The sequence below is a fragment of the Bacillus methanolicus MGA3 genome (assembly GCF_000724485.1).
Taxonomy (GTDB): Bacteria; Bacillota; Bacilli; order Bacillales; family Cytobacillaceae; genus Bacillus_Z; species Bacillus_Z methanolicus_A.
Genome location: NZ_CP007739.1, coordinates 2,452,307 through 2,473,543 on the forward strand (window position 1 = coordinate 2,452,307; position 21,237 = coordinate 2,473,543).

The window sequence follows — 21,237 nt, forward strand, 5'->3', positions numbered from 1 at the left end:
CAAATAAGAAATATTATTTCAAAAGTTCTTTTCTAGATTCCTCACTATTTATATCAAAATCAGTCAGTTTAAAAGCTTCAACAGTAGCAAAATTCATATATTCGTTCACTTGGACAGACAAGATTTCCTGAACAATTTGATAGAGATGGATTTCCTCCCGAACTTTCTTCCATTTCTTTTTTGTTAAAAAGTCCCATAATTCCTGTTCGGTAATTTTTTCATAACCGAGCAATCGAAATTCGTTCAATTTGCTTTCCAATGCAGGTTTTACTAATGTGCGAAAACGATCATATTCATGGCCGACATTCATATATAGCAGCCTCCTCGCCTTGATCTTATCGATTCTTATACTAAAAATACCCGGTCCTTGTCATGCTTTGTCCACTTATTTGCATATAGATAATTGTATATGATTACACGTATTTTGAGAAGGCAGGGAAAAGGATGTCTAAGTTTCTTAAGGGAACGATTATTTTATTAATAGCGGGTTTAGTGACAAGAGTTTTAGGCTTTATCAATCGGATTGTCATTGCCCGTTTCATCGGCGAAGAAGGCGTTGGGCTTTATATGATGGCATTTCCGACTCTTATGCTTGTGATAGCCATTACTCAGCTTGGGCTGCCTGTTGCCATTTCAAAAAACGTAGCGGAGGCAGAAGCAAAAGGGGACTTTCAAAAGGTAAAAAAAATTCTCGTTGTTTCATTAGCAACAACTGTATCATTATCAGTTATTTTTACTCCGTCGCTTATCATCTTGGCTCCTTATTTATCTGAAACTCTTTTTACCGATTCGCGCACAATTTATCCTTTGCTGGCAATTGCACCGATTGTTCCGATCGTTGCCGTTTCATCCGTCATCCGCGGCTATTTTCAGGGAAGGCAAAATATGAAACCGGCAGCCTATTCGCAAATTCTGGAGCAAATTATTCGAATAGCTCTTATTGCAGTATTAACAAAAACATTTATTCCTTTTGGAATTGAATATGCAGCAGCAGCAGCTATGTTTGCGTCTGTCATCGGTGAATTGGTTTCTCTCGTTTTTTTAATGACAACCTTTAAACTTAAAAAGCGCTTTCCACTCAGAAAAAAGTTTTTTTCGTATATTCAATCAGGAAAAGCAACGTTTTACGAACTGATGAATGTTGCACTTCCAACGACTGGAAGCCGGCTAATCGGAAATGTGTCCTGGTTTCTTGAACCTATCGTTGTCTCACACAGCCTGGCGCTTGCCGGTGTAGCAGCTGTGGATGCTACAAAACAGTATGGAGCTTTAACTGGGTATGCGTTGCCGCTTTTGCTTTTGCCGTCTTTTATTACGTATTCTTTAGCAACCTCACTTGTACCCGCAATCAGTGAAGCAAATTCGCAAAATAATTCGCGCCTAATTGAATATCGTGTTCAACAATCGCTCCGATTTTCATTAATAACAGGCGGACTTGCTGTTGTTGTTCTTTACGTTTTAGCGGAAGAACTGATGCAAGTCATGTACGGTTCAAAAAGCGGTGCTCCATTTATTAAACTTTTGGCTCCTTTCTTTTTGTTCTACTATTACCAAGGCCCCTTGCAAGCAGTTCTTCAAGCACTGGACCTTGCAAGGGCGGCCATGATCAACAGTTTAATTGGAAATGTAGTAAAAATTGCTGTTATTTTTCTTTTGGCAAGCCAGCCAGGGTTCGGTATTTACGGTGCGGCTTTAGGAATCGTTGTTGGATTTGTTCTTGTCACAATGCTCCACTGTGCAACAGTTATTAAAGCGATTTCATTCACATTTTTCATTCGTGATTACATAAAAACATTTATTGTTATGGGAGCTACGGGATGGTGCGGCTATTGGCTGATGGAAAACAGTTTCCTGGGATCTCCGCTTTTTCTTAAAGTAATGGCTTCAGCAACCGGAATGACATTCATCTACTTTATTCTTCTGTTATTATTTGGATTATTAAAAGGCGATGAAATAAAACGTATCCCATGGATAGGAAAGCCTCTTTCGAAACTATCTTTCAGATAAAATAAAAGCACGTGTGAATCGTTCAGCGTGCTTTTTTGGTGGTTTTTCAAAAATAATTAAGTTAACTTTATTTCTGATCCTTAAGATCAATAAAAAACTGTCCATCCTGAAAGCTGCAAAATGAAATCTCTTTTATATCCTTATAGCCCATGTTGCGCAATTCCTGTCGAAGCCATAAATTTGTTTTATTAATATTTCTTAAGTTTTCTTCCTGAATGGCCCCGTCAATAATAAGCGGCATCGTAATATTCCCTTTACTATCTTTTTTCTCAAAGACCGAAAGGTTTCCAGACGGCTCTAAAATCGCAAATTCGACATCGGCGATATTTTGAATTTTATTTTCCCTTAATTGCAGCATCAAATCATCAAAATTATACCGGTATTTCCTCATTGCTTCTTCGTCAATTTTTCCTTTATTAATAATAACCGTTGGCATGCCATCAACGATATCCCGAAATTTCTTACTTTTTAACGAAAGGAACGCAAGAACAAATTGGACAATCATTAATAATCCCATCGGCAGTACAGTATGGCTAAGAGGATCCTTCGTATTTTCAATCGCCACAACCGCCAACTCCGCAACCATAATATTTACGACGAGATCTAAGACGCTCAATTCACCAATTTCCCTTTTGCCCATCAGCCGAAAAATAAGCAAAATCAAACCGTAAACGAATAATGTTCGAAATGTAATGAGAATGTATTCTTCCATATCAGGCACTCCCTTCAAGGCATTCAAATTTATTTTTTGCCGAAAAGACAAAAGTATTATGTGCAGGTTTTGGCAATTCAGATAAGTTTTTATTCTAATTCTGTTTTTCTTGAATAAGCATGTACTAGAAACAAGTTGTTTACATGAAGCGGCTTGATATATTGCCAGTCGGCATGGAAAAGGAGAGGGTGAAAATAGAGACAAAAAGTTTCGGTACGGCTGTTTTGTACGGGGTTATCGGAATATTCTTATTTGCGATAATAAGCAGCTTTATCTTTTCCCTTATTTTGCGGTTCACTTCTGCTCAAGAGTCCGGAATCCAAACGATTGTAACGATCATATCCTTTACTACACTATTTCTCGGCGGTTTTATTTCAGGGGGAAAAGGGAAGCAAAAAGGGTGGCTGCTCGGGGGCTTAACAGGCCTTGTATATTCACTAATCGTCTTCTTGTTCCAATTTCTTGGCTTGGATAGTCTGTTTACATTGAAACAAGTTATTTATCATATCTGTTATACCCTTGTGGCGATGATGGGGGGAATTCTCGGGGTAAATTTGTCGTCAAAAACAAGAAATTCATAAAAAAGCAATAAACTTAACTGTACTATAATGGTTAGAGGATATATGTTCAACATATGAACATATATCCTCTTTTTCATGAACAATTCCATTGGCTGCCACAATTCCCACTATCATAGGAAACCCGATACTGCCAAGCCTTGAAAAGAACAGCAGCAAGCAATGAGCTAATACAATCCTTACCGGCCTGAATTAATTCTGCTTTACTCCTAACAAGTTTTTTAGCATATGACGCAAGGTATTCATCTGTTGTTTTATTTTTACTTCTTCTGTACCTAAATAAATTGCTTCCATAATCAATCCATCTAAAAAGGCCACTACAAAACGTGCAACTTCAGAAATAGGAATCACGGGCTTAAATTCCCCATGGACGACTCCTTTTTGAAACAAAAGTTCAACTACTTTCACCGCTTTTTGATAGCGATTGAATAAAAAAGCATCTTTGGTCTTTTCACGCAAATCAATCATGTAATACTCAAGAATTACTGGAATCAAGCTTTCATCTACTTCCATAATTTCTTGTTCCTGAGACTCCAAAAACTGAAGTACTCCTTCCCAAATAGATGAAACATCATGATACAAAAGATCAATCTCTTCTTCTTGTTGCTTATCAATAAAATGGATTAATTCTTTAAACAGATCTTCGCGATTGGAAAAATATAAATAGACCCCTCCCCGGCTCATGCCTGATTCATCAACGATATCTTGCATAGTTGTCTTTTCATATCCTTTTCTTTTAAAAACACGAATAGCTGCCTCTAATATCTTGCGACGGCGATATTCACGATGTTCTTCAGAAACTTTCGGTGACATCTGACTCCTCCATTTCCATTTTTCTATTGCTTAACAATAACAAACCAACAACCAGCAGTAAACCGCCAGAAACGATAAAAACGGGGATTATTCCAAAGAAAGTAGCTAAAATGCCTCCACTCAAAGGACCGACAATGGTTGCAAATGTACTTGCGCTATTGATCACGCCAAATACCCGACTCGTTAAATTCTCCGGTGTTTTCTTCTGGGCAGTTGCTTGAAATGGTACAATCACTGCACCAGCCATTCCACCACCCAACAAGGCAAGCAACGGACACCAAATCCATATCAATCCCAATTGAATTTGTGTAAAGCCGGCCAATAAACCAAATGCAATTCCAATGCCAATCGATCCAATGGACATGGCCGGGATCGCAGGAACACCGCTTCGGCTGCTTAGCCATCCCGCTACTGCAAGAGTCCCCAGTCCTGTTGCTCCCATAATGACACCAAATAACTCTGTCGTCCCACCTGGAATCAGGCGAAACAATGTAATGAGCTGTGCATCAGCTAAAGTTATAACAAACATCGATATACTAAATACAAAAGTTCCATACATCAAAAAGGAGGATCTTTTGATAAAGGAAAAACCTTCTTTCATCTGCATCAGTAGAGGAATGTCGTCTGATTTATTTTCTCCGCGATATTTTTCTGGGCGCTTTGGAACTCCTAACAATAACAATGCAGAAAGTAAAAATCCTCCTGCATTCATATAAAATGCAGACATAGTTCCAAATACTGCAACAAGTACACCTCCCACAGCCGGACCAATAATTCGGCAGCCATAATCAATAACGGTGCTAATTCCAACTGCTTGATCCATATGTTCAACAGATACTATCTCACGTAATTTTCCATTTTTGGCCGGAGTAAAAATAGCTTCAAAGGTTCCTTTTAGTACAAGCAGAAGATAAATTTGCCACGTGTCAGTAGTAAACACGATAGAAAACATAATCACTGCACGAGCGATATCCGACAACATCATTAAAGTCTTTCTTTCAAGTCGATCAGCAAACAAACCTGCTATCGGGCCAAATACAACAGTAGGAACACTTGTTGCCAAAACGACCATAGCCATTTCCAATGGTGTCGCATCTTTTTCAAAACCAAATAAAGCAAGTAAAGCTAAAATTACAATACCTTCACCAAGTGCTGAGGCTAATTGAGCTGTAATTAAAAAAAGGAAAGAACGGTTTTTCCATATTTGTTTTTTTTGATTCATGAATATCACCTCTTATAAAAAATAACGACGTCGTTGTCTTTATTATAAACGACACAAATGTCGTTTTCAACCATTTTTTGTTAAGAGGGCATTTTTATATTTTTTCTTCTCTTTTCATATGTTCAGCCGCCGATTTACATTTGATGCAACCCATTGATCATTCATGTCCAAACAACAAAAGGTAAGCAATCATATTAAACATGTTAAACATGCCTAATATGTGCTTACCTTTAACTTTTTTAAGCTTTTTAAATTTTTTTCTTGATTACAGTCTCTTCTTCTTTATTTTGCTGTTCCTTCGCCTGCCGGCTGGGTTACTTCGCGAACTGCAGTACGGTCATATGTAAGACGGCTTCCATCTCCGCATTTAATAACGATCGTATCTTCGTCAAGTGCATCGACGATTCCATGAAGGCCGCCAATCGTCACAATTTTATCACCTTTTTTCAAATCGTTTTGCATTTGCTGAATCGCTTTTTGGCGTTTCTGCTGCGGGCGGATTATTAAAAAGTAAAAAATTAAAAACATTAACAAAATCGGACCTAAAGAACTGATTAATTGCATTCTTTTTCCTCCCTAGAAACTTGAATTTAAAAGTTTTTAGCATTCGGTTTATTGAAACCGTATTTTTCAAAAAACTCTTCTCGAAAGTCTCCAAGCCGATCTTCGCGGATCGCTTGTCTGACTTGCTCCATTAATTTTAGCAGAAAATATAAATTGTGGTAAGTTGTTAGGCGAATACCAAATGTCTCCTCACTTTTGATCAAATGGCGAATATACGCACGTGTATAATTGCGACAAGTATAGCAGTCACAATTTGGATCCAACGGGTTAAAATCACGGGCATACTTAGCGTTCTTCACTACAAGCCGGCCTTCACTTGTCATTAATGTACCATTTCGGGCGATTCGGGTCGGCAGTACGCAGTCAAACATATCAATTCCACGAATCGCTCCATCAATCAGCGAATCCGGCGAACCGACACCCATCAAATATCTCGGTTTATTCGCAGGCAAGAGCGGAGTCGTAAATTCGAGAACACGGTTCATTACATCCTTTGGTTCTCCCACCGACAATCCACCGATCGCATAACCCGGAAAATCAAGCGAAACTAAATCCCGTGCACTAAGCCTTCTTAACTCCTCGTATTCTCCTCCTTGAACAATTCCGAACAGTCCTTGATCATTTGGACGTTTGTGAGCTTTTAAGCAGCGTTCCGCCCATCGAGAAGTCCGTTCCACCGATTTTTTCATATACTCAAAGGTCGCCGGAAATGGAGGGCATTCATCAAATACCATCATAATATCAGAACCGAGGGAATTTTGAATTTCCGTCGCTTTTTCAGGTGATAAAAACAATTTGTCTCCATTTAGGTGGTTTCGGAAGTATACCCCTTCCTCTTCTATTTTTCGGAACTCACTTAAACTAAACACCTGAAACCCGCCGGAATCAGTTAAAATAGCACGATCCCAATTCATGAATTTATGCAAACCGCCGGCTTCTTCCACAATATCGTGCCCAGGGCGAAGCCATAAATGATACGTGTTGCTTAAAATAATGCCTGCTCCCATTTCTTTCAGGTCTTCAGGCGCCATCGTTTTAACTGTTGCCAGCGTTCCTACCGGCATAAATGCGGGAGTATCAAAAGAGCCATGCGGTGTATGGACGCGCCCTAACCGAGCTCCCGTTTGTTTATCTGTTTTGATCAATTCAAATCGAATCGCAGTCAAAATCTGTTCTCCTTCCAATTTACATCTAAATTCTAGTGATTAAAGTATTAACATTGCGTCTCCAAAGCTAAAAAAACGGTATTTTTCCTTAACTGCAATGTTATAGGCACGAAGAACATTCTCCCTGCCAGCAAGAGCAGAAACAAGCATGATCAGTGTTGATTTAGGCAAGTGAAAATTTGTGATCATACCATCAATCGCTTTAAAATCATATCCGGGATAGATGAATATATTTGTCCAGCCACTTTCAGCCACAAATTGGCCATTGTGGGCAAAAGCAATCGTTTCCAACGTTCTCGTTGAGGTTGTTCCGACTGTGATAATTCTTCCGCCTTGTTTTCGAACTTCGTTTAATAACGCGGCTGTTCCTTCAGACATTTGATAGAACTCAGAATGCATTTCGTGTTTATCGACATCCTCAACACTTACCGGCCGGAAGGTTCCAAGGCCTACATGGAGTGTAATAAAAGCAAGATGCACCCCCATCTCCTTTAGTTCTTCCAAAAGCTCTTCTGTAAAATGGAGCCCTGCCGTCGGTGCAGCAGCTGAACCTCTTTCCCGGGCATAAACTGTTTGGTAACGGTCTTTATCCTCAAGCTGTTCTTTTATATAAGGAGGAAGAGGCATTTCTCCGAGTTTTTCGAGCACTTCATAAAAAATCCCGTCATAATGAAAATCAAATATCCTTCCTCCATGCTCTGTCGTTCCGACACAAACAGCAGAAAGAACGCCATCGCCGAATTTGATGCGTGTTCCTTCCTTTACGCGCTTAGCTGGTTTTACGAGCGTTTCCCAGCGATCTCCATCCTGTTGTTTCAATAACAAAACTTCCACTTTAGCCCCTGTATCTGCTTTTAAACCGAACAGTCTCGCAGGAAGGACTTTGGTATCATTTAATACAAGACAGTCTCCTGCCTTCAAATATTCCTTGATATTTCGGAAAAAATCATGTTTGACATCGCCTGTCTCTTTATCTAACACCATTAATCTGCTGTCCGTACGATTTTTTAACGGTGTCTGAGCGATTAGCTCTTCAGGAAGGTTAAAATCAAATAATTCTACTTTCATTTTGTCACCTTAAATCTTTCATGAAATTATAATATTATTTACCGAAAACGTCCGATAAAGTAAAAAATGGCAGAAAGTAATACACTTAATAAGATTGACGTTGCAATTGGGAAGTAAAACGTTGTATTTCCTTTTTTAATAATAATATCTCCCGGTAGTTTTCCAATTGATATAAATTGCATCAAAAATCCGCCTATAAAAATAATACCACCAATGAGCATAAGCATTTTAGACAAACCTGTCACTTCTTGGCACCTCCATTTTAAAATGGCGATAAACTAATTCTGTAACCATTCTTCCCCTTGGCGTTCTTTGAAGAAAACCAATCTGCAATAAATAAGGTTCGTAAACATCCTCAATTGTATGCGGTTCTTCACCAATTGTTGCTGCAATCGTTTCAAGGCCGACCGGGCCACCCCTGAATTTTTCGATAATCCCTTTTAATAATTTATGGTCGATGTGGTCAAGGCCAAGACGATCTACCTGCATTAATTCTAATGCTTTCTCGGCAAGCTCCGCATTGATGGAGCCGTTTCCTATTACTTGGGCAAAATCCCTTACACGTCTTAGAAGTCTGTTTGCAATTCTTGGTGTTCCTCTTGATCTTTTGGCGATCTCTCTCGCAGCTTCGTGATCAATTTTGGTTTCTAGCAACTCTGAGGTTCGCATAACAATATCTTTTAATTGCTCTTCTGTATAGTATTCCAATCTGCTGAGAACCCCAAATCGATCTCTTAAGGGCGCTGACAAAGAACCAGCTCTCGTAGTAGCACCAACCAGCGTAAACGGTGGAAGATCAAGGCGGACGGAGCGGGCGCTTGGTCCCTTTCCAATGACAATATCAAGGCAAAAATCCTCCATTGCCGGATATAATACTTCTTCGATCGATCTCGGCAGCCTGTGAATTTCATCAATAAAAAGAACATCGCCTGGCTGAAGCGCAGTTAAAATGGCTGCCAAATCGCCGGGTCTTTCGATCGCAGGGCCTGCCGTTGTCCGAAAATTGACTCCCATTTCATTGGCAATAATGGCTGCCAATGTTGTTTTTCCAAGTCCGGGCGGACCATAGAGAAGGACATGATCCAATGTTTCCTGGCGGAGCTTGGCTGCTTCAATAAAAACTTCCAAGTTTGCTTTTACTTTATCTTGGCCAATATACTGTTTTAACGTTTGCGGACGTAGACTGAGTTCAAAAGACATATCTTGAACATCGGCTTTACTAGAAATAATCCTTTCTTCCATCCGTATCACCCTTTTGAATTCACTTCATACTGGCTTTATCAGGCTGAATGATCCTTGCTAACAAAATTTATTTTAAGAGCTTTTGCAAAGCTTTTTTTATGTATTGTTCTGTTGAAAGCTTTTCCTTTTTTAATTCTGGAGAAATTTTTTTAATTTCTTTTTCCGAATACCCAAGTGCTTTTAAAGCGAGTACAGCTTCCTCAAATTCTGCCGAATAGCCTAGTGACCGCTGTTTATCATCAGGAGTAAACAAATTTGGAATGGAATCAGGCACAAGATCATGCAGTTTCCCCTTTAAATCTAGTATCATTTGTCTTGCTGTTTTTTTACCAACTCCAGGGAATTTTACAAGAAAAGCTTCATTTTCATTTTCAATTGCCTGAACAACCTGTTCCGGCTCACCAGAAGCAAGAATCGCAAGGGCTCCCTTCGGACCTATTCCGGAAACATTTAGAAGTTTCGTAAAAAGTGTTTTTTCTTCCCTTGATCGAAAACCGTATAAAGCTATTATATCTTGTCTTACATAATAATAGGTAAAGACGCAAACCTCTTTTCCGCTTTCTTTTGAATATAAAAATGGATTCGGAGTAGCTATTTGATACCCGATGCCGTTATTTTCGATAACAATATACTCAGGTCCGACGAATTCAACCGTTCCTTTAATAAATTCAAACAATGACCTTCTCTCCCCTGTTTTGCTGTACCTCATTGTATCATACAATTTTTACTGATACGAAAAAAATGGGTGTTTACCTTTAATCTATTTCTATATAACGGTAATAAAAGATCGCAGGAAAGAGGCTGACATGGATCGTCAGCCCCTCTTTATGATTGATTTCCTTCTTTTGAATAATTTTTAAATGATTCAAGTACTTCTTCATACCTGTCTTTTGTTTTAATGGGAATCCCCTGTTTAAGCTGCTCCCATTTTGTGCTCTCTAATTTCCCTAAATCAATTTGAAAAAATGATTGAATAATTTTTGAATGCCCGGGTTTACCATTATAGATTGTTAAAATTCCATCATCTGTAATTCCAAAATACCCATTTGACTTTAGCAAAGGCGAAATATCGTCAATCTGTTGCCGGAAAACTACTTTATTTTCCGACATATCCAGCAGATGCCATTGATTATATTTTGCCAAAAAATCTTGCATCGACCAAATCGTTTCGTTTACTTTTTCTTCGCTTATTTCCCCATCTAAATATTTTCTTTCTAAAATGACCGTAACTTTGACAGGGTAAGAGTTGTAAAATTCATTTTCCGTTTTTTCTGTTTCTTGAGCAGATGCTAATCCGTCCACATGCCCTCCAAATTGCGGGATATAAAGTTCAGAAGTGAATACAACTATTAAAGTGAACACGATCATCGTCCATTTGGTTCTCATAAATGATCACCTCATCTAAGATACGGAATTCCCATCCGCTTTTCAATTTATACACCAATAGTCTCACCATTTTATTCAAGTTTATTCCTTTGGTCAGGTCCGGACAACATAATGAGGGTCAGGCCCCACCTATTAACGCATTAATGCGTTTTTTAATTCGCCGCAGGGCCTGGCCCTCTAATCGAGTAGGAGGGGGTGACTAACCCCCGACCTCTCACACCACCGTACGTACCGTTCGGTATACGGCGGTTCAATTAAGTATGACGTAGAAAATGATATCTCTCGAATAGACTTCTTAACCCTTGTTGACTCCAGTAGGAGTTATCGAGGGTTTTGTGTAGAATGGGACTGCAGGCAATCCGCCAGTATTTCTTGCGTGTATTGCCCCACTCGATTGCTTTATGACTTGGAACACCTAATGCTCTAAGTTTCCGAATTCTTGTTTTCGGCGTTTTCCACTCTTTCCATAAACACATTCGAAGTCTTCGTCTTATCCATTCATCAAATTCTTTGAACTTGCTTGGTGTATCTGCCAAGGCAAAATATCCACACCATCCCATTAGGTACATGTTCAGTTTCTCAATTCTTTCCTCCATTCGATACGGTTTGGATCTGGATGTGATTTCACGGATCTTGTTCTTGAATCGTTTCACACTTTCTTTCGCCATCCGTATCTTGGGTGTTTTGTTTGGTGTAAAGCTAAAACCGAGAAACTTCCGTTTCCAAGGACGGTCTACCGCCGATTTCTCTTTATTTACCTTGAGCTTTAATTCCTTCTCGATAAAGTTAGTAATGGAGTTCATGACACGAATTCCTGCTTTCTTTGTTTTCACGTAGATATTACAGTCATCCGCGTACCGTACAAATTTATGTCCACGTTTCTCAAGTTCCTTGTCCAACTCGTGAAGCATGATGTTTGATAATAGTGGACTAAGCGGTCCACCTTGTGGCGTTCCCATGTCTGTTTCCATTACCACTCCATTTATCATCACGCCTGATTGAAGATACCGGCGGATTAACTTAAGTAAAATCCGATCTTCGATCGTTTTCGCCAAGATCCCCATCAGTTTGTCGTGGTTCACCTTGTCAAAGAATTTCTCTAAGTCTATATCGACCACCCAGCGATATCCTTCTTTGATATAGCCCTTTGCTTTCCTGACCGCGTCATGTCCTCTGCGGCTTGGGCGAAAGCCGTAGCTATGTTCAGAGAAGGTCGGATCGAAGATTCTCGTTAACACTTGGGCGATCGCTTGTTGAATGAAACGATCAGTCACGGTGGGGATACCTAGAAGTCTTACTCCGCCGTTCGGTTTCGGGATTTCGACTCGACGAACGGGTAAGGGTTTGTAGGTTCCCTCTCTTAACGACTGTCGAATGGAGTCCCAGTTTTCATAGAGGTGTCTCCGTAGGTCTTTTGCGGGCATGCCATCTACTCCGTGACTTCCTTTATTCTGTTCAACTCGTTTTAATGCCGTTAGGAGATTTTCCCGTGACAAAATCAGTTCCATCAACATAGATATCCTCTCCACGTGAACGAATCCCTCTATTTGTGCCATCTTCTGCTCCACCCTCTTGAAGTCCCCCGTGGGATTCACCACTTCCTCCTTCAAGTAAGTCCTGCCGGATTGTCTGCTTCAACACAGAAGATGAACGCGTAGTGTTTCGTTCTCCTTAATTGTTCGGTCCTTCCTCTTTCGTCTCGAGCTCGAAAGAGTACTATGACCTCTGCTGACTTCTGACTGCTCAGCTATCTATCGCTAGATAGGTTACCAAGATTACTTGGCGTGCCAGTCAGATCTCCCCGGGTAAGAGTGTAATCTTTCCTTCCATCTATCTGCTTCATTTACTCTGTATCACCTTCGGCAGAAAGGGCTTTGTTTTGTTTTGCAAACTCACCCAGTGATACCTAGCCTTATATGAAGTTCGTATTCCTCAGACCGGAAGTTTGCCGTCCGCTTCCTTCAGATTCCGCGTTACCACGGACACCCTTGCGTTATGCTAACTGCTACTTCTGCCTTCACAGCTCGGGACTTGCACCCTATAGATTACACCCATGCCGGGCGCACAAAGATAAAAGCAATACACCGTATGGTGTACTGCTTGTATTTGTTAAGCTTCTTCATAATTATGATAAATGTCCTGTACATCTTCATCATTTTCAAGCATATCGAGCAATTTTTCCATTTTCGCTGCCATTTCTTCATTTAACTGTGTATAGGTTTGAGGAATCATCGTGATTTCAGCTTCCTCGAACGTAAAGCCTGCTTTTTCTAAATTTTCTTTTACTTCCATGAATTGATCAGGATCAGTGTAAATTTCGAAAGCTTCATCACTTGTTTCCATTTCTTCAGCCCCGGCTTCGATTGCTTGCAGGAGCATCTCATCTTCATCGATTTCTAACTCTTCCCGGTCAATAACCAAATACCCTTTTCGGTCAAACATGTATGAAACGCTGCCGCTTTCACCAAGATTTCCGCCATTTTTCGAAAAAGCAAGCCTAATATTAGAAGCTGTTCTGTTCTTATTATCCGTCAAACATTGAACCATGACAGCCACTCCGCCTGGGCCGTAACCTTCATAAACAATTTCTTCATATTTTGCCGAGCTTCCGACTCCAGTTGCTTTGTTGATGGCACGCTGTATATTTTCATTCGGCATATTAACTGCCTTCGCTTTTTCAATAACTAAACGCAAACTCGGATTTGTAGCAGGATCGCCTCCGCCATTTTTAGCTGCAACATAAATATCTTTTGCAAACTTCATAAAAATTTTCCCGCGCTTTGCATCTTGCGCATTTTTCCGACGTTGAATGTTTTTCCACTTAGAATGTCCTGCCATCCTAAATCCCCTCTCATCTTTCAAAATCCTTATATAATATATCATAATTCCAAACAGAATAACAGACCGATACACTTGCCCTTCCATCATACAAAGGACGGGCGGGAAGAGATTTTTTATAAAAAAGAGCAGAGCCTGAAAGCTCTGCTCTTTTCGTTCAATCGTTATTACCATTTTGAAAGCGATTCTTCATCGACCGGAACATGTTTTTAATATCAATGTCGATATGTTCACGTGGGCCGCCGTCACGAAGATCATTGTCAATGTTGCGAATTCGGCTGAAAGTTCCTTCATCAGTTACTACAGTACAAGATCTTCCCTTTAGATAAGGCTGAACAGCCTGACGAATCTTTCGCTTTGTTTCTTCTTCTTTGCTGTAATCAGTTAAATCGACTGCAATTAAAACATCACTGCCATAGACAACGGAACGGACATCTTCCACATTACGAACAGATGCCGTAACATCCCCGATTTTTTCGGCAAGTTTCCCTTCATAAGCTGTATAGTATGAGCTGCTCGGTTGACGAGTGTTATCATCTAAATGTCCATGATAATTAGCGTCGCTCCTGCTGAATCGATTGTCGCGCTCGAAAAAATTTCGGTCGTAATTTGCCAGCGGAGCAGATGGATTTGGCGGATTTCCATTCTCGTCTTTAACTTGGAGCATTCTAATTTGTTCCCTGCGGGCATTCCGTCCCTCAGCACCAAAGGTATGATCCATCATCTCCGTAATCGGTCCATCATTATCGTTTAGAATTTTGACATTTCCATTTCCACGTTCATGATTTTCATTTGAGTAATACCCCATTGGCTGTACTTGGTTTGTATACCGGTCTTGTAAGGCAGCTTTATCATTGTTTCCGCAGCCGGTAAGCCCTGTTGTTAAAAGAGCGGCAAAGGAAACGATGAAAATTTTTTTGTTCAAGCGAAAAACCCCCTTCGCTAACATCATGAGCAAGAAATATGCTCATTTTTATAGTGTGAGCGCTGAGGACTTTTCATTCTGACAGTTAAGTCCAATTATATTTAGAAGATGCTCTCGAAAAATTCTCCTTCATTTTACCATCTTTTTTACTTCATTCATAAAACGCTGCCGCAAATGGAATTGATCAATTGTCATATTATAGACCTGTCTAACTTTAATATGGTTGTCTATACACTTTTCTCTTACTAATCGATTCCATTCACGAAAAATATCTGTCGGAAACATTAATGCATAAAGAAACGCTTTTTCCTTTACAAATTCTTTTATTTCTGGATAAACCATTAATTCCTGTACTGACCAGTTTAAAAAGGGTAAAATTCTGTTTGCATATTGCAGAATATCTGTGCTTTTAGGGCCTTTGCTGATTAAATCAAAATCAATTAAATACAATTTATTATTTTTTGTTCGGATAAAATTATGATGGGCAACATCACCGTGAAGAATTACATTAGGGGATGAGTGAAAAAAATCATATTCCTTTTCCAGATGATATAAAGAAAAATTAGCCCAATCCAATAATTCATGTATAATGTTGTCAGCAACAAAATATTTTACAACTGAAAGATTCTCCGAAAATAAAGCCGTTCTTTCTTTCCATTTCTCCAGAAGGTGAAAAGAAGGCAGAATCGATTCGTAGCGTTTTATGAGCGACGATGTTACTAGGTGGTAGTCACAAAGCAGAGTTAGACCTTCACTCCTGTTTTTATGATTGCGAAAAGAAAAAACTTCTGAATGAGGTTCGATGAATTCTAAGCATCCGTAATATTTTTGCTCAAAATATAATGTATTTTCTTTTGTAAATGAATAAAAAGAATAGGTATTTAAGAACCCCTCCTTTTTTAGTGAATCAGTAAAAGCTTCTTGAAGTTTTAAGCGCTTAAGTTTAGAATAGCCTTTTAAAATGAATTGTATTTCATCAGTTTTTACATAATAAACATGCTTTCGGATAGGAATAAACTCTTTAATCTTAAATGGAATTTGTTTTTTCAAATAGGTGAGGAGACGATTTTTGAAAACATCGTCTCCTCCGGCCTTACCCTTCATATTCACTGCTTTCATCTTCCGTTCTCGGAAATCCGTAAGGACCGCTTCCCATTTGGCCAGGACCGTAACCATAATTCATATATGGAGGCTGGGCAAACCCATATGGCTGGACATTATGAGGCGGCGTATAAATTGGTGTGGTTCCTGGCGCGGGTCCGTACATAGGGCCGTACGGAACTCCCTGTGATCCTGATCCTCCACATCCGCAATCATGGGAAGTGTCTTTCACTCCCTGAATAGGTGCCTGATGCGGCATTTGCGCCGTCTTTTCATGAACGTCCATTGCTCCTTGAACTTGTTGCATCGGCATTTGATTATCCATTGCTCCCTGAACTTGAGGCATTGGCATTTGATAATCCATTTCTTCTTGAACTTGCGGCATTGGCATTTGGCAATCCATTGCTCCTTGCACTTGAGGCATTGACGGATATCCATATGGGACCGGTCCATAAGGATAGCAATGTCCAAATCCAGGACCAGGCATTACAGGTGAAACAGCAATAGGCGGACATGGTCCAAACGGCATATGATAAGCCGGCATTGTGTGTGCTGGCATTTGATAAGCCGGCATCTGCGCTGGCATTTGATGAGGCATTTGATGAGCCGGCATCTGCGCTGGCATTTGATGAGGCATTTGATGAGCCGGCATCTGCGCTGGCATTTGATGAGGCATTTGGGCCCCCATATCCGGATATTCCGTTGCTCCTTGAACTTGTGGCATTAATGGCGCCTGATAATCCATAGTTCCCTGTACAGAAGGCATCTCATGCATAAATGGAGATGATTCGTCAAAATCCATGCTTTCAAATTCAGGCATCATGCCATGTTGTGTTGGCATTTGGGCAGCAGGCGATGTATAAGAAGGCATTTGATGCATCGGCATAGTTGCCACCCCCTGCACATAAGGGTAAGGTGATTGCTGAGGCTGAAAACCTCCTGGATAATTATATCCTGTACCAGGCAATGCAGGTGAAACTGGATAATAATTTGGCGGATATGGATACATTGGCTGCTGATAACCTCCTTGTTGTGTTGGCGATTCAAGAGGAGACTCCTCTTCTTTCATATACGGACTAGTTTCGGCTTTTATCATCCCTGGAAAAATGTTATCAGGTTTGGGCGGAATTTGTGGTGTAGGCTGTTGTAAAGACATATCAGCCATATTCTGCGTAAAGGAATTATTCATGACTATTTCTGGGATGACTGGTTGAGGCATTTTTGGAGAATAAGGTGTTTTCGGCTTTTCGATTTTTGGAAATTCTTGTATCGGTGAAACGGGCATTTGCTTTTCCACTTTAGGAAATTCTTGTATCGGTGAAACGGGCATTTGCTTTTCTACTTTAGGAAACTCCTGTATCGGTGAAACGGGTTTTGGCTTTTCTAATTTCGGCTTTTCCTGTATTGGTGAAACTGGCATTTGTTTTTCTACCTTAGGAAATTCCTGTATCGGTGAAACGGGTTTCGGCTTTTCGATTTTTGGTATTTCATGTTTCGGTGCAGGTGGTTTTGGTGCTTCTTTAGGCTTTACCTGCGGCTGCTCCTCTACAACTGGCAAAGGCTTCGGTTTCTCTTTTGCAAACGGATGCTCAGTGATTGGCTTTTCCTTCTTTGGACCCATTTTGATATATGCTTCTTTTTTTCCTCCAGTCATCGGAGCTTCCTTTTTAACTGTTCCGCCTCCTGTTGGAATTTTTATTTTCATACCTGGCATAATCATATCAGGGTTGCTGAGCTGTGAATTTATCTTCTTCAGCTCTTCAAAATTTACGCCGTACTTTTTGGCGATTTTCCAAAGAGTGTCCCCTTTCTGAACGATATGGATTTTCACTCTGATTTCCCTCCTATGGCATAAGTCCATACATTGTATGTCAAAGTGGGCAAATTGCTAACAATCTACACAAAAACTTATGCACTTATGAAGCAAAATATGATTTTAGGACTTGAAATGTTATACGAGGGCTTTAAATACCGATAAAAAAGGCTGCCCCATAAGTGCCTGGCACTTATGGGGCAGCCTCTTTATTAGGACAGCTCAAGCATTCTATCAAGAGCAAGTTTTGCTTTAACAGCAATAGAATCCTCTACTTTAATAATATTGTGTTGTTCACCGTTTTCGATCGATTCTAAGCACCATACAAGATGTGGCAGATCGATTCGATTCATTGTCAAACATGCGCACATATATGGATTTAAAGAAATGATATGCTTGTCAGGATGCTGCTGAATTAGCCGGTTAACAAGATTATGTTCTGTACCGATTGCCCAAGCTGAACCTTTTTCTGCCTGTTCAATCGTCTTAATAATATAATTCGTGGAACCTGCGTCATCCGATAATTCAACCACTTCTCTTCTGCATTCTGGATGAACGATAATCTTCATGTCAGGATATTGTTCTCTGACTTGTTTAATATTTTGAACTGTAAAGTTTTCATGGACAGAACAATGTCCTTTCCAAAGAATTACTTTAATGTTCTCTAATTCACCTTCGTATTCAAGAGAATCCGTTATAGGATTCCATACCGCCATATCAGTTAATTTTATCCCTAAATTATAAGCTGTATTTCTTCCTAAATGCTGATCTGGCAAAAAGAGTATTCTTTCTTTTTGTTCAAACGCCCATTTCACCATTTTTTCAGCATTTGATGAAGTTACTGTTGCTCCTCCGTTTTCCCCTACAAATGCTTTAATAGCTGCGGTAGAATTGACATAAGTTAATGGTAAAATGGTATCTCCGAACAGTTCGGTTAATTTTGCCCATGCTCTTTCCGTTTGATAGACATCAGCCATATCGGCCATGGAACAGCCAGCTCGCATATCAGGCAAGTATACCTTTTGGTCTTCTGATGTTAAAATATCCGCTGTTTCAGCCATGAAATGAACTCCGCAAAAAATGATAAATTCAGCGCTTTTATTTTCAGCAGATATTTGTGCTAGTTGTAAGGAATCTCCTGTCGCATCAGCAAATTGGATGACTTCATCTTTTTGATAATGATGACCGGGAATAAACAGTTTGCTTCCCAATTTACTTTTAATTGCCCTTGCCCGATCTTCAAGTTCGGAAACAGTCATGTTTAGGTATCGATCCGGAATCATATTCCCCTTTGTTTGAACTGCATCTAAGATATTCACCGTAAATCCCCCTTAGAAAACGTTTACTTTAACACTTATATCAAGCGATTTTATCGTATGAGTCAAAAATCCTAGAGATATATAATCGACTCCAGTGTCGCGATAAGCAGCTAGGTTTTCTAGCGTTATTCCTCCAGATGCTTCCGTTATGATATGTTCCGGCACATATTTTTTCCATGCCTTGATTTCATCTGGATGGCGATTATCAAACATAATCACATCAACACCTGCTTTAACGGCTTCAATAACTTGTTCTTTCGTTTCAGTCTCTACTTCAATTTTTACCATATGTCCGAGGGTTTCTTTTACAGTTGCTACTGCATTTGTGATTGAACCTGCGAAAGCAATGTGATTGTCTTTAATCATGACTGCATCATATAAGCCAAAGCGGTGATTGTAGCCGCCGCCGCAGGTAACTGCATATTTTTCAAACATTCGCAAACCGGGAGTTGTTTTGCGCGTATCACAGATTTTTGTATGGTCGCTATTTAAGATTGAAACGGCTTCTCTTGTTTTTGTGGCAATTCCGCTCATTCTTTGAATAAGATTTAATACAACCCGCTCACCTTTCAACAAGGCGGAAATATTGCCCGAAACGGTTGCCAGCCTCTGTCCGGACTCAATAAGAGCTCCATCTCTAGTAAACATTTCTACTTTCGATGCGGGATCTAGTAAAGAAAAACCTGTACGGATTATCTCTTCTCCACAAAAAATCCCGTTTTCCTTTGCCAAGAACACGATCTCTCCGTCTCGGCGGTTTCCAAAAATAAGGTCACTTGTTACATCTCTGTCTCCAATGTCTTCAAGGAAAAATTGTTCAAGTTGCAACCGCAGTTTTAATTGGTTCATCTTTTTCGTCCTCTTCCCATATTCTTCGTTGAATGATTTGTTTGCCTTTCCAAGTAAGATCATCCTCATACGGATAATCACTTCGGAAATGGCCGCCGCGACTTTCAGTCCTTTTTAATGCCGAATCGGTAATCAGCCAAGATGTAATAAGCATAAATACTTTCGTGATTTCTTCAGTCGGCAATTCGTCTAAATTGGCATAATACCAATTGTCAATATTAAAAGATTCAAGCCAGCGCTTCTGTTCGGATAATGTCTCGTGTGTTCTTACAATCCCTGTATTATCCATCATTCTTGCTTGCATTTCTTGAATATGAGGCAAACTCAAATCTGTTGTTAAATTGGACTTGAACTCTCTTGGAATAAGTTGTGAGTTCGTTTTTGCAGACTTCTCGCTATTTAAATGACGTGCAAGACGTTCTCCATACACTAGACCTTCAAGCAAAGAATTGCTTGCCAACCTATTGGCTCCATGTATTCCAGTGCATGCTGCCTCTCCAATTGCGTAAAGGCCATCAACAGTTGTACGCCCGTAAAGATCCGTCTTTATTCCTCCCATTAAGAAATGGCTCCCAGGTGCTACAGGCAATAAACCATCCTTAATAGAAACTCCATTTCGTTTGCACAAGGATGTGATCGTAGGAAACCGCTTCTCAAAATTGCTGATCATTCGAATATCAAGAAAAATCTGTTCCCCTTTTTTTAAATAATTATAAATTGTTTGAGACACAATGTGGCGCGGTGCAAGATCCTTTAAGGGATGAACATCGTCCATAAGTGGAAATCCGTCTTTTGTTACAAGCTTTGCTCCTTCTCCACGAACAGCTTCGGATATAAGTCCTCGAGTTTTTCCATCTTTAAACAAGAGCGTTGGATGGAATTGAACAAATTCCATATCAACAAGTTCTGCACCGGCTCGATAGGCAAGAGCCAATCCGTCTCCTGTCACTGTTTCGGCATTTGATGTAAAGCTGTAAAGTTGACCGCACCCTCCGGTAGCGATTACAATACGATCCGCATAAAAATATTCAATGTTTCCTTGTTTGTCTTTTCCTTTTACTCCAATGCACCGTTTTGAATGCTTGTCTATCAGCAACTCATAAACAAACACATCTTCTGTAATAGACACATTCTCTTTCAACTGGCTTAACAAAAAATCTATAATTCTACTACCGGTTGCATCACCGCCCCCATGGACGATTCTTTTTTCGCTGTGTGCTCCCTCCATGCCGAGAAGCAATTCAGAACGTTCATTCATATCAAATGAACAGCCCGAAGCAAAAAGATTTTGAATTAATTCCGGTGCTTCTGATGTCATCTTGAAAACGGCATCTTGATCGTTATGATACCTTCCAGCCTTAATGGTATCGACATAATGTTGATATGGGCTGTCTTTTTCACCTAGAGCAGCTGCAACTCCACCTTGCGCAAGATAAGAGTTTCCGTTTCTTACATGCGACTTTGTAATTATTCTTACATTTATTTCAGATCGAAGGTTTCTTGCCAGCTGTAATGCTGCCACGCCACTTCCGATAATGATTACATCTGAAAAACACATCCATTTTTCACCTTCCTTTAAACAGGTGTCTTGACACTTATATTTACATAGATTTAATATATTGACAAGTATTTTT

General features: G+C 39.9%; 22 protein-coding genes. 2 read left to right on the top strand and 20 right to left on the bottom strand.

Annotated features, from left to right (window positions below):
* Positions 1–13 precede the first annotated feature (13 nt).
* Complete coding sequence (locus tag BMMGA3_RS11900) at positions 14–310, bottom strand: post-transcriptional regulator (RefSeq protein WP_004435984.1); 297 nt, start codon at positions 308–310, stop codon at positions 14–16.
* A 134-nt stretch (positions 311–444) separates the two neighbouring features.
* Between BMMGA3_RS11900 and spoVB the strand changes: the two genes are divergently transcribed.
* Entirely contained in the window at positions 445–2,007 is a 1,563-nt protein-coding gene (gene spoVB / locus BMMGA3_RS11905) for a stage V sporulation protein B (RefSeq protein ID WP_004435987.1), read from the top strand.
* A gap of 67 nt (positions 2,008–2,074) precedes the next feature.
* On the opposite strand, the gene BMMGA3_RS11910 is transcribed toward spoVB, so the two are convergent.
* The gene (locus BMMGA3_RS11910) at positions 2,075–2,719 is read right to left on the bottom strand and encodes a DUF421 domain-containing protein (protein WP_004435989.1); all 645 of its coding nucleotides are present in this window, start codon (positions 2,717–2,719) and stop codon (positions 2,075–2,077) included.
* Between the two features lie 143 nt (positions 2,720–2,862).
* Between BMMGA3_RS11910 and BMMGA3_RS11915 the strand changes: the two genes are divergently transcribed.
* Complete coding sequence (locus tag BMMGA3_RS11915; protein WP_081485679.1) at positions 2,863–3,300, top strand: TIGR04086 family membrane protein; 438 nt, start codon at positions 2,863–2,865, stop codon at positions 3,298–3,300.
* A 189-nt stretch (positions 3,301–3,489) separates the two neighbouring features.
* On the opposite strand, the gene BMMGA3_RS11920 is transcribed toward BMMGA3_RS11915, so the two are convergent.
* From BMMGA3_RS11920 to nadB, 18 genes are all read right to left on the bottom strand, one after another.
* Positions 3,490–4,110, bottom strand: a complete 621-nt coding sequence (locus BMMGA3_RS11920; RefSeq protein ID WP_004435994.1) for a TetR/AcrR family transcriptional regulator — start codon at positions 4,108–4,110, stop codon at positions 3,490–3,492.
* Positions 4,091–5,332: an MFS transporter gene (locus BMMGA3_RS11925; RefSeq protein ID WP_004435997.1), complete on the bottom strand. Its 1,242-nt coding sequence runs from the start codon at positions 5,330–5,332 to the stop codon at positions 4,091–4,093. The genes BMMGA3_RS11920 and BMMGA3_RS11925 overlap by 20 nt, the downstream gene beginning before the upstream one ends.
* A 282-nt stretch (positions 5,333–5,614) precedes the next feature.
* Positions 5,615–5,896, bottom strand: coding sequence for a preprotein translocase subunit YajC (yajC, locus tag BMMGA3_RS11930; RefSeq protein WP_004435999.1), 282 nt, complete (start codon positions 5,894–5,896; stop codon positions 5,615–5,617).
* Positions 5,897–5,922: 26 nt separating this feature from the next.
* Positions 5,923–7,062 (bottom strand): tRNA guanosine(34) transglycosylase Tgt, encoded by a 1,140-nt coding sequence (tgt, locus tag BMMGA3_RS11935; protein WP_004436002.1) that lies wholly within the window; start codon positions 7,060–7,062, stop codon positions 5,923–5,925.
* Positions 7,063–7,101: 39 nt separating this feature from the next.
* The gene (queA, locus tag BMMGA3_RS11940; protein ID WP_004436004.1) at positions 7,102–8,130 is read right to left on the bottom strand and encodes a tRNA preQ1(34) S-adenosylmethionine ribosyltransferase-isomerase QueA; all 1,029 of its coding nucleotides are present in this window, start codon (positions 8,128–8,130) and stop codon (positions 7,102–7,104) included.
* Between the two features lie 38 nt (positions 8,131–8,168).
* On the bottom strand, positions 8,169–8,375 hold the full coding sequence (locus BMMGA3_RS11945) for a DUF2905 domain-containing protein (protein ID WP_004436005.1): 207 nt from the start codon (positions 8,373–8,375) through the stop codon (positions 8,169–8,171).
* Complete coding sequence (gene ruvB / locus BMMGA3_RS11950; protein WP_004436007.1) at positions 8,359–9,372, bottom strand: Holliday junction branch migration DNA helicase RuvB; 1,014 nt, start codon at positions 9,370–9,372, stop codon at positions 8,359–8,361. The genes BMMGA3_RS11945 and ruvB overlap by 17 nt, the downstream gene beginning before the upstream one ends.
* Positions 9,373–9,439: 67 nt before the next feature.
* Positions 9,440–10,048 carry a Holliday junction branch migration protein RuvA gene (gene ruvA / locus BMMGA3_RS11955; RefSeq protein ID WP_004436009.1) on the bottom strand — a complete coding sequence of 203 codons (609 nt, stop codon included), beginning with the start codon at positions 10,046–10,048 and terminating at the stop codon, positions 9,440–9,442.
* Between the two features lie 149 nt (positions 10,049–10,197).
* Positions 10,198–10,758 carry an intercompartmental signaling factor BofC gene (locus tag BMMGA3_RS11960; RefSeq protein WP_004436010.1) on the bottom strand — a complete coding sequence of 187 codons (561 nt, stop codon included), beginning with the start codon at positions 10,756–10,758 and terminating at the stop codon, positions 10,198–10,200.
* Between the two features lie 254 nt (positions 10,759–11,012).
* Positions 11,013–12,272 carry a group II intron reverse transcriptase/maturase gene (ltrA, locus tag BMMGA3_RS11965; protein ID WP_003347278.1) on the bottom strand — a complete coding sequence of 420 codons (1,260 nt, stop codon included), beginning with the start codon at positions 12,270–12,272 and terminating at the stop codon, positions 11,013–11,015.
* Entirely contained in the window at positions 12,214–12,399 is a 186-nt protein-coding gene (locus BMMGA3_RS17500) for a hypothetical protein (protein ID WP_003347276.1), read from the bottom strand. Before BMMGA3_RS17500 ends, ltrA begins: the two co-directional genes overlap by 59 nt.
* 468 nt (positions 12,400–12,867) lie before the next feature.
* Positions 12,868–13,596 (bottom strand): YebC/PmpR family DNA-binding transcriptional regulator, encoded by a 729-nt coding sequence (locus tag BMMGA3_RS11970; RefSeq protein WP_003347688.1) that lies wholly within the window; start codon positions 13,594–13,596, stop codon positions 12,868–12,870.
* 157 nt (positions 13,597–13,753) lie between these two features.
* Positions 13,754–14,521, bottom strand: coding sequence for a YhcN/YlaJ family sporulation lipoprotein (locus BMMGA3_RS11975; RefSeq protein ID WP_003347686.1), 768 nt, complete (start codon positions 14,519–14,521; stop codon positions 13,754–13,756).
* Between the two features lie 129 nt (positions 14,522–14,650).
* The gene (locus BMMGA3_RS11980) at positions 14,651–15,625 is read right to left on the bottom strand and encodes a phosphotransferase (RefSeq protein WP_050943008.1); all 975 of its coding nucleotides are present in this window, start codon (positions 15,623–15,625) and stop codon (positions 14,651–14,653) included.
* Complete coding sequence (safA, locus tag BMMGA3_RS11985; protein ID WP_003347682.1) at positions 15,615–17,453, bottom strand: SafA/ExsA family spore coat assembly protein; 1,839 nt, start codon at positions 17,451–17,453, stop codon at positions 15,615–15,617. Before safA ends, BMMGA3_RS11980 begins: the two co-directional genes overlap by 11 nt.
* Positions 17,454–17,647: 194 nt before the next feature.
* The gene (gene nadA / locus BMMGA3_RS11990; protein ID WP_003347680.1) at positions 17,648–18,754 is read right to left on the bottom strand and encodes a quinolinate synthase NadA; all 1,107 of its coding nucleotides are present in this window, start codon (positions 18,752–18,754) and stop codon (positions 17,648–17,650) included.
* Between the two features lie 12 nt (positions 18,755–18,766).
* A complete protein-coding gene (gene nadC, locus BMMGA3_RS11995) occupies positions 18,767–19,603 on the bottom strand; it encodes a carboxylating nicotinate-nucleotide diphosphorylase (protein ID WP_003347678.1) in 837 nt (278 codons plus the stop codon).
* A complete protein-coding gene (gene nadB, locus BMMGA3_RS12000; RefSeq protein WP_003347676.1) occupies positions 19,572–21,161 on the bottom strand; it encodes an L-aspartate oxidase in 1,590 nt (529 codons plus the stop codon). The genes nadC and nadB overlap by 32 nt, the downstream gene beginning before the upstream one ends.
* Between the last annotated feature and the right edge of the window lie 76 nt (positions 21,162–21,237).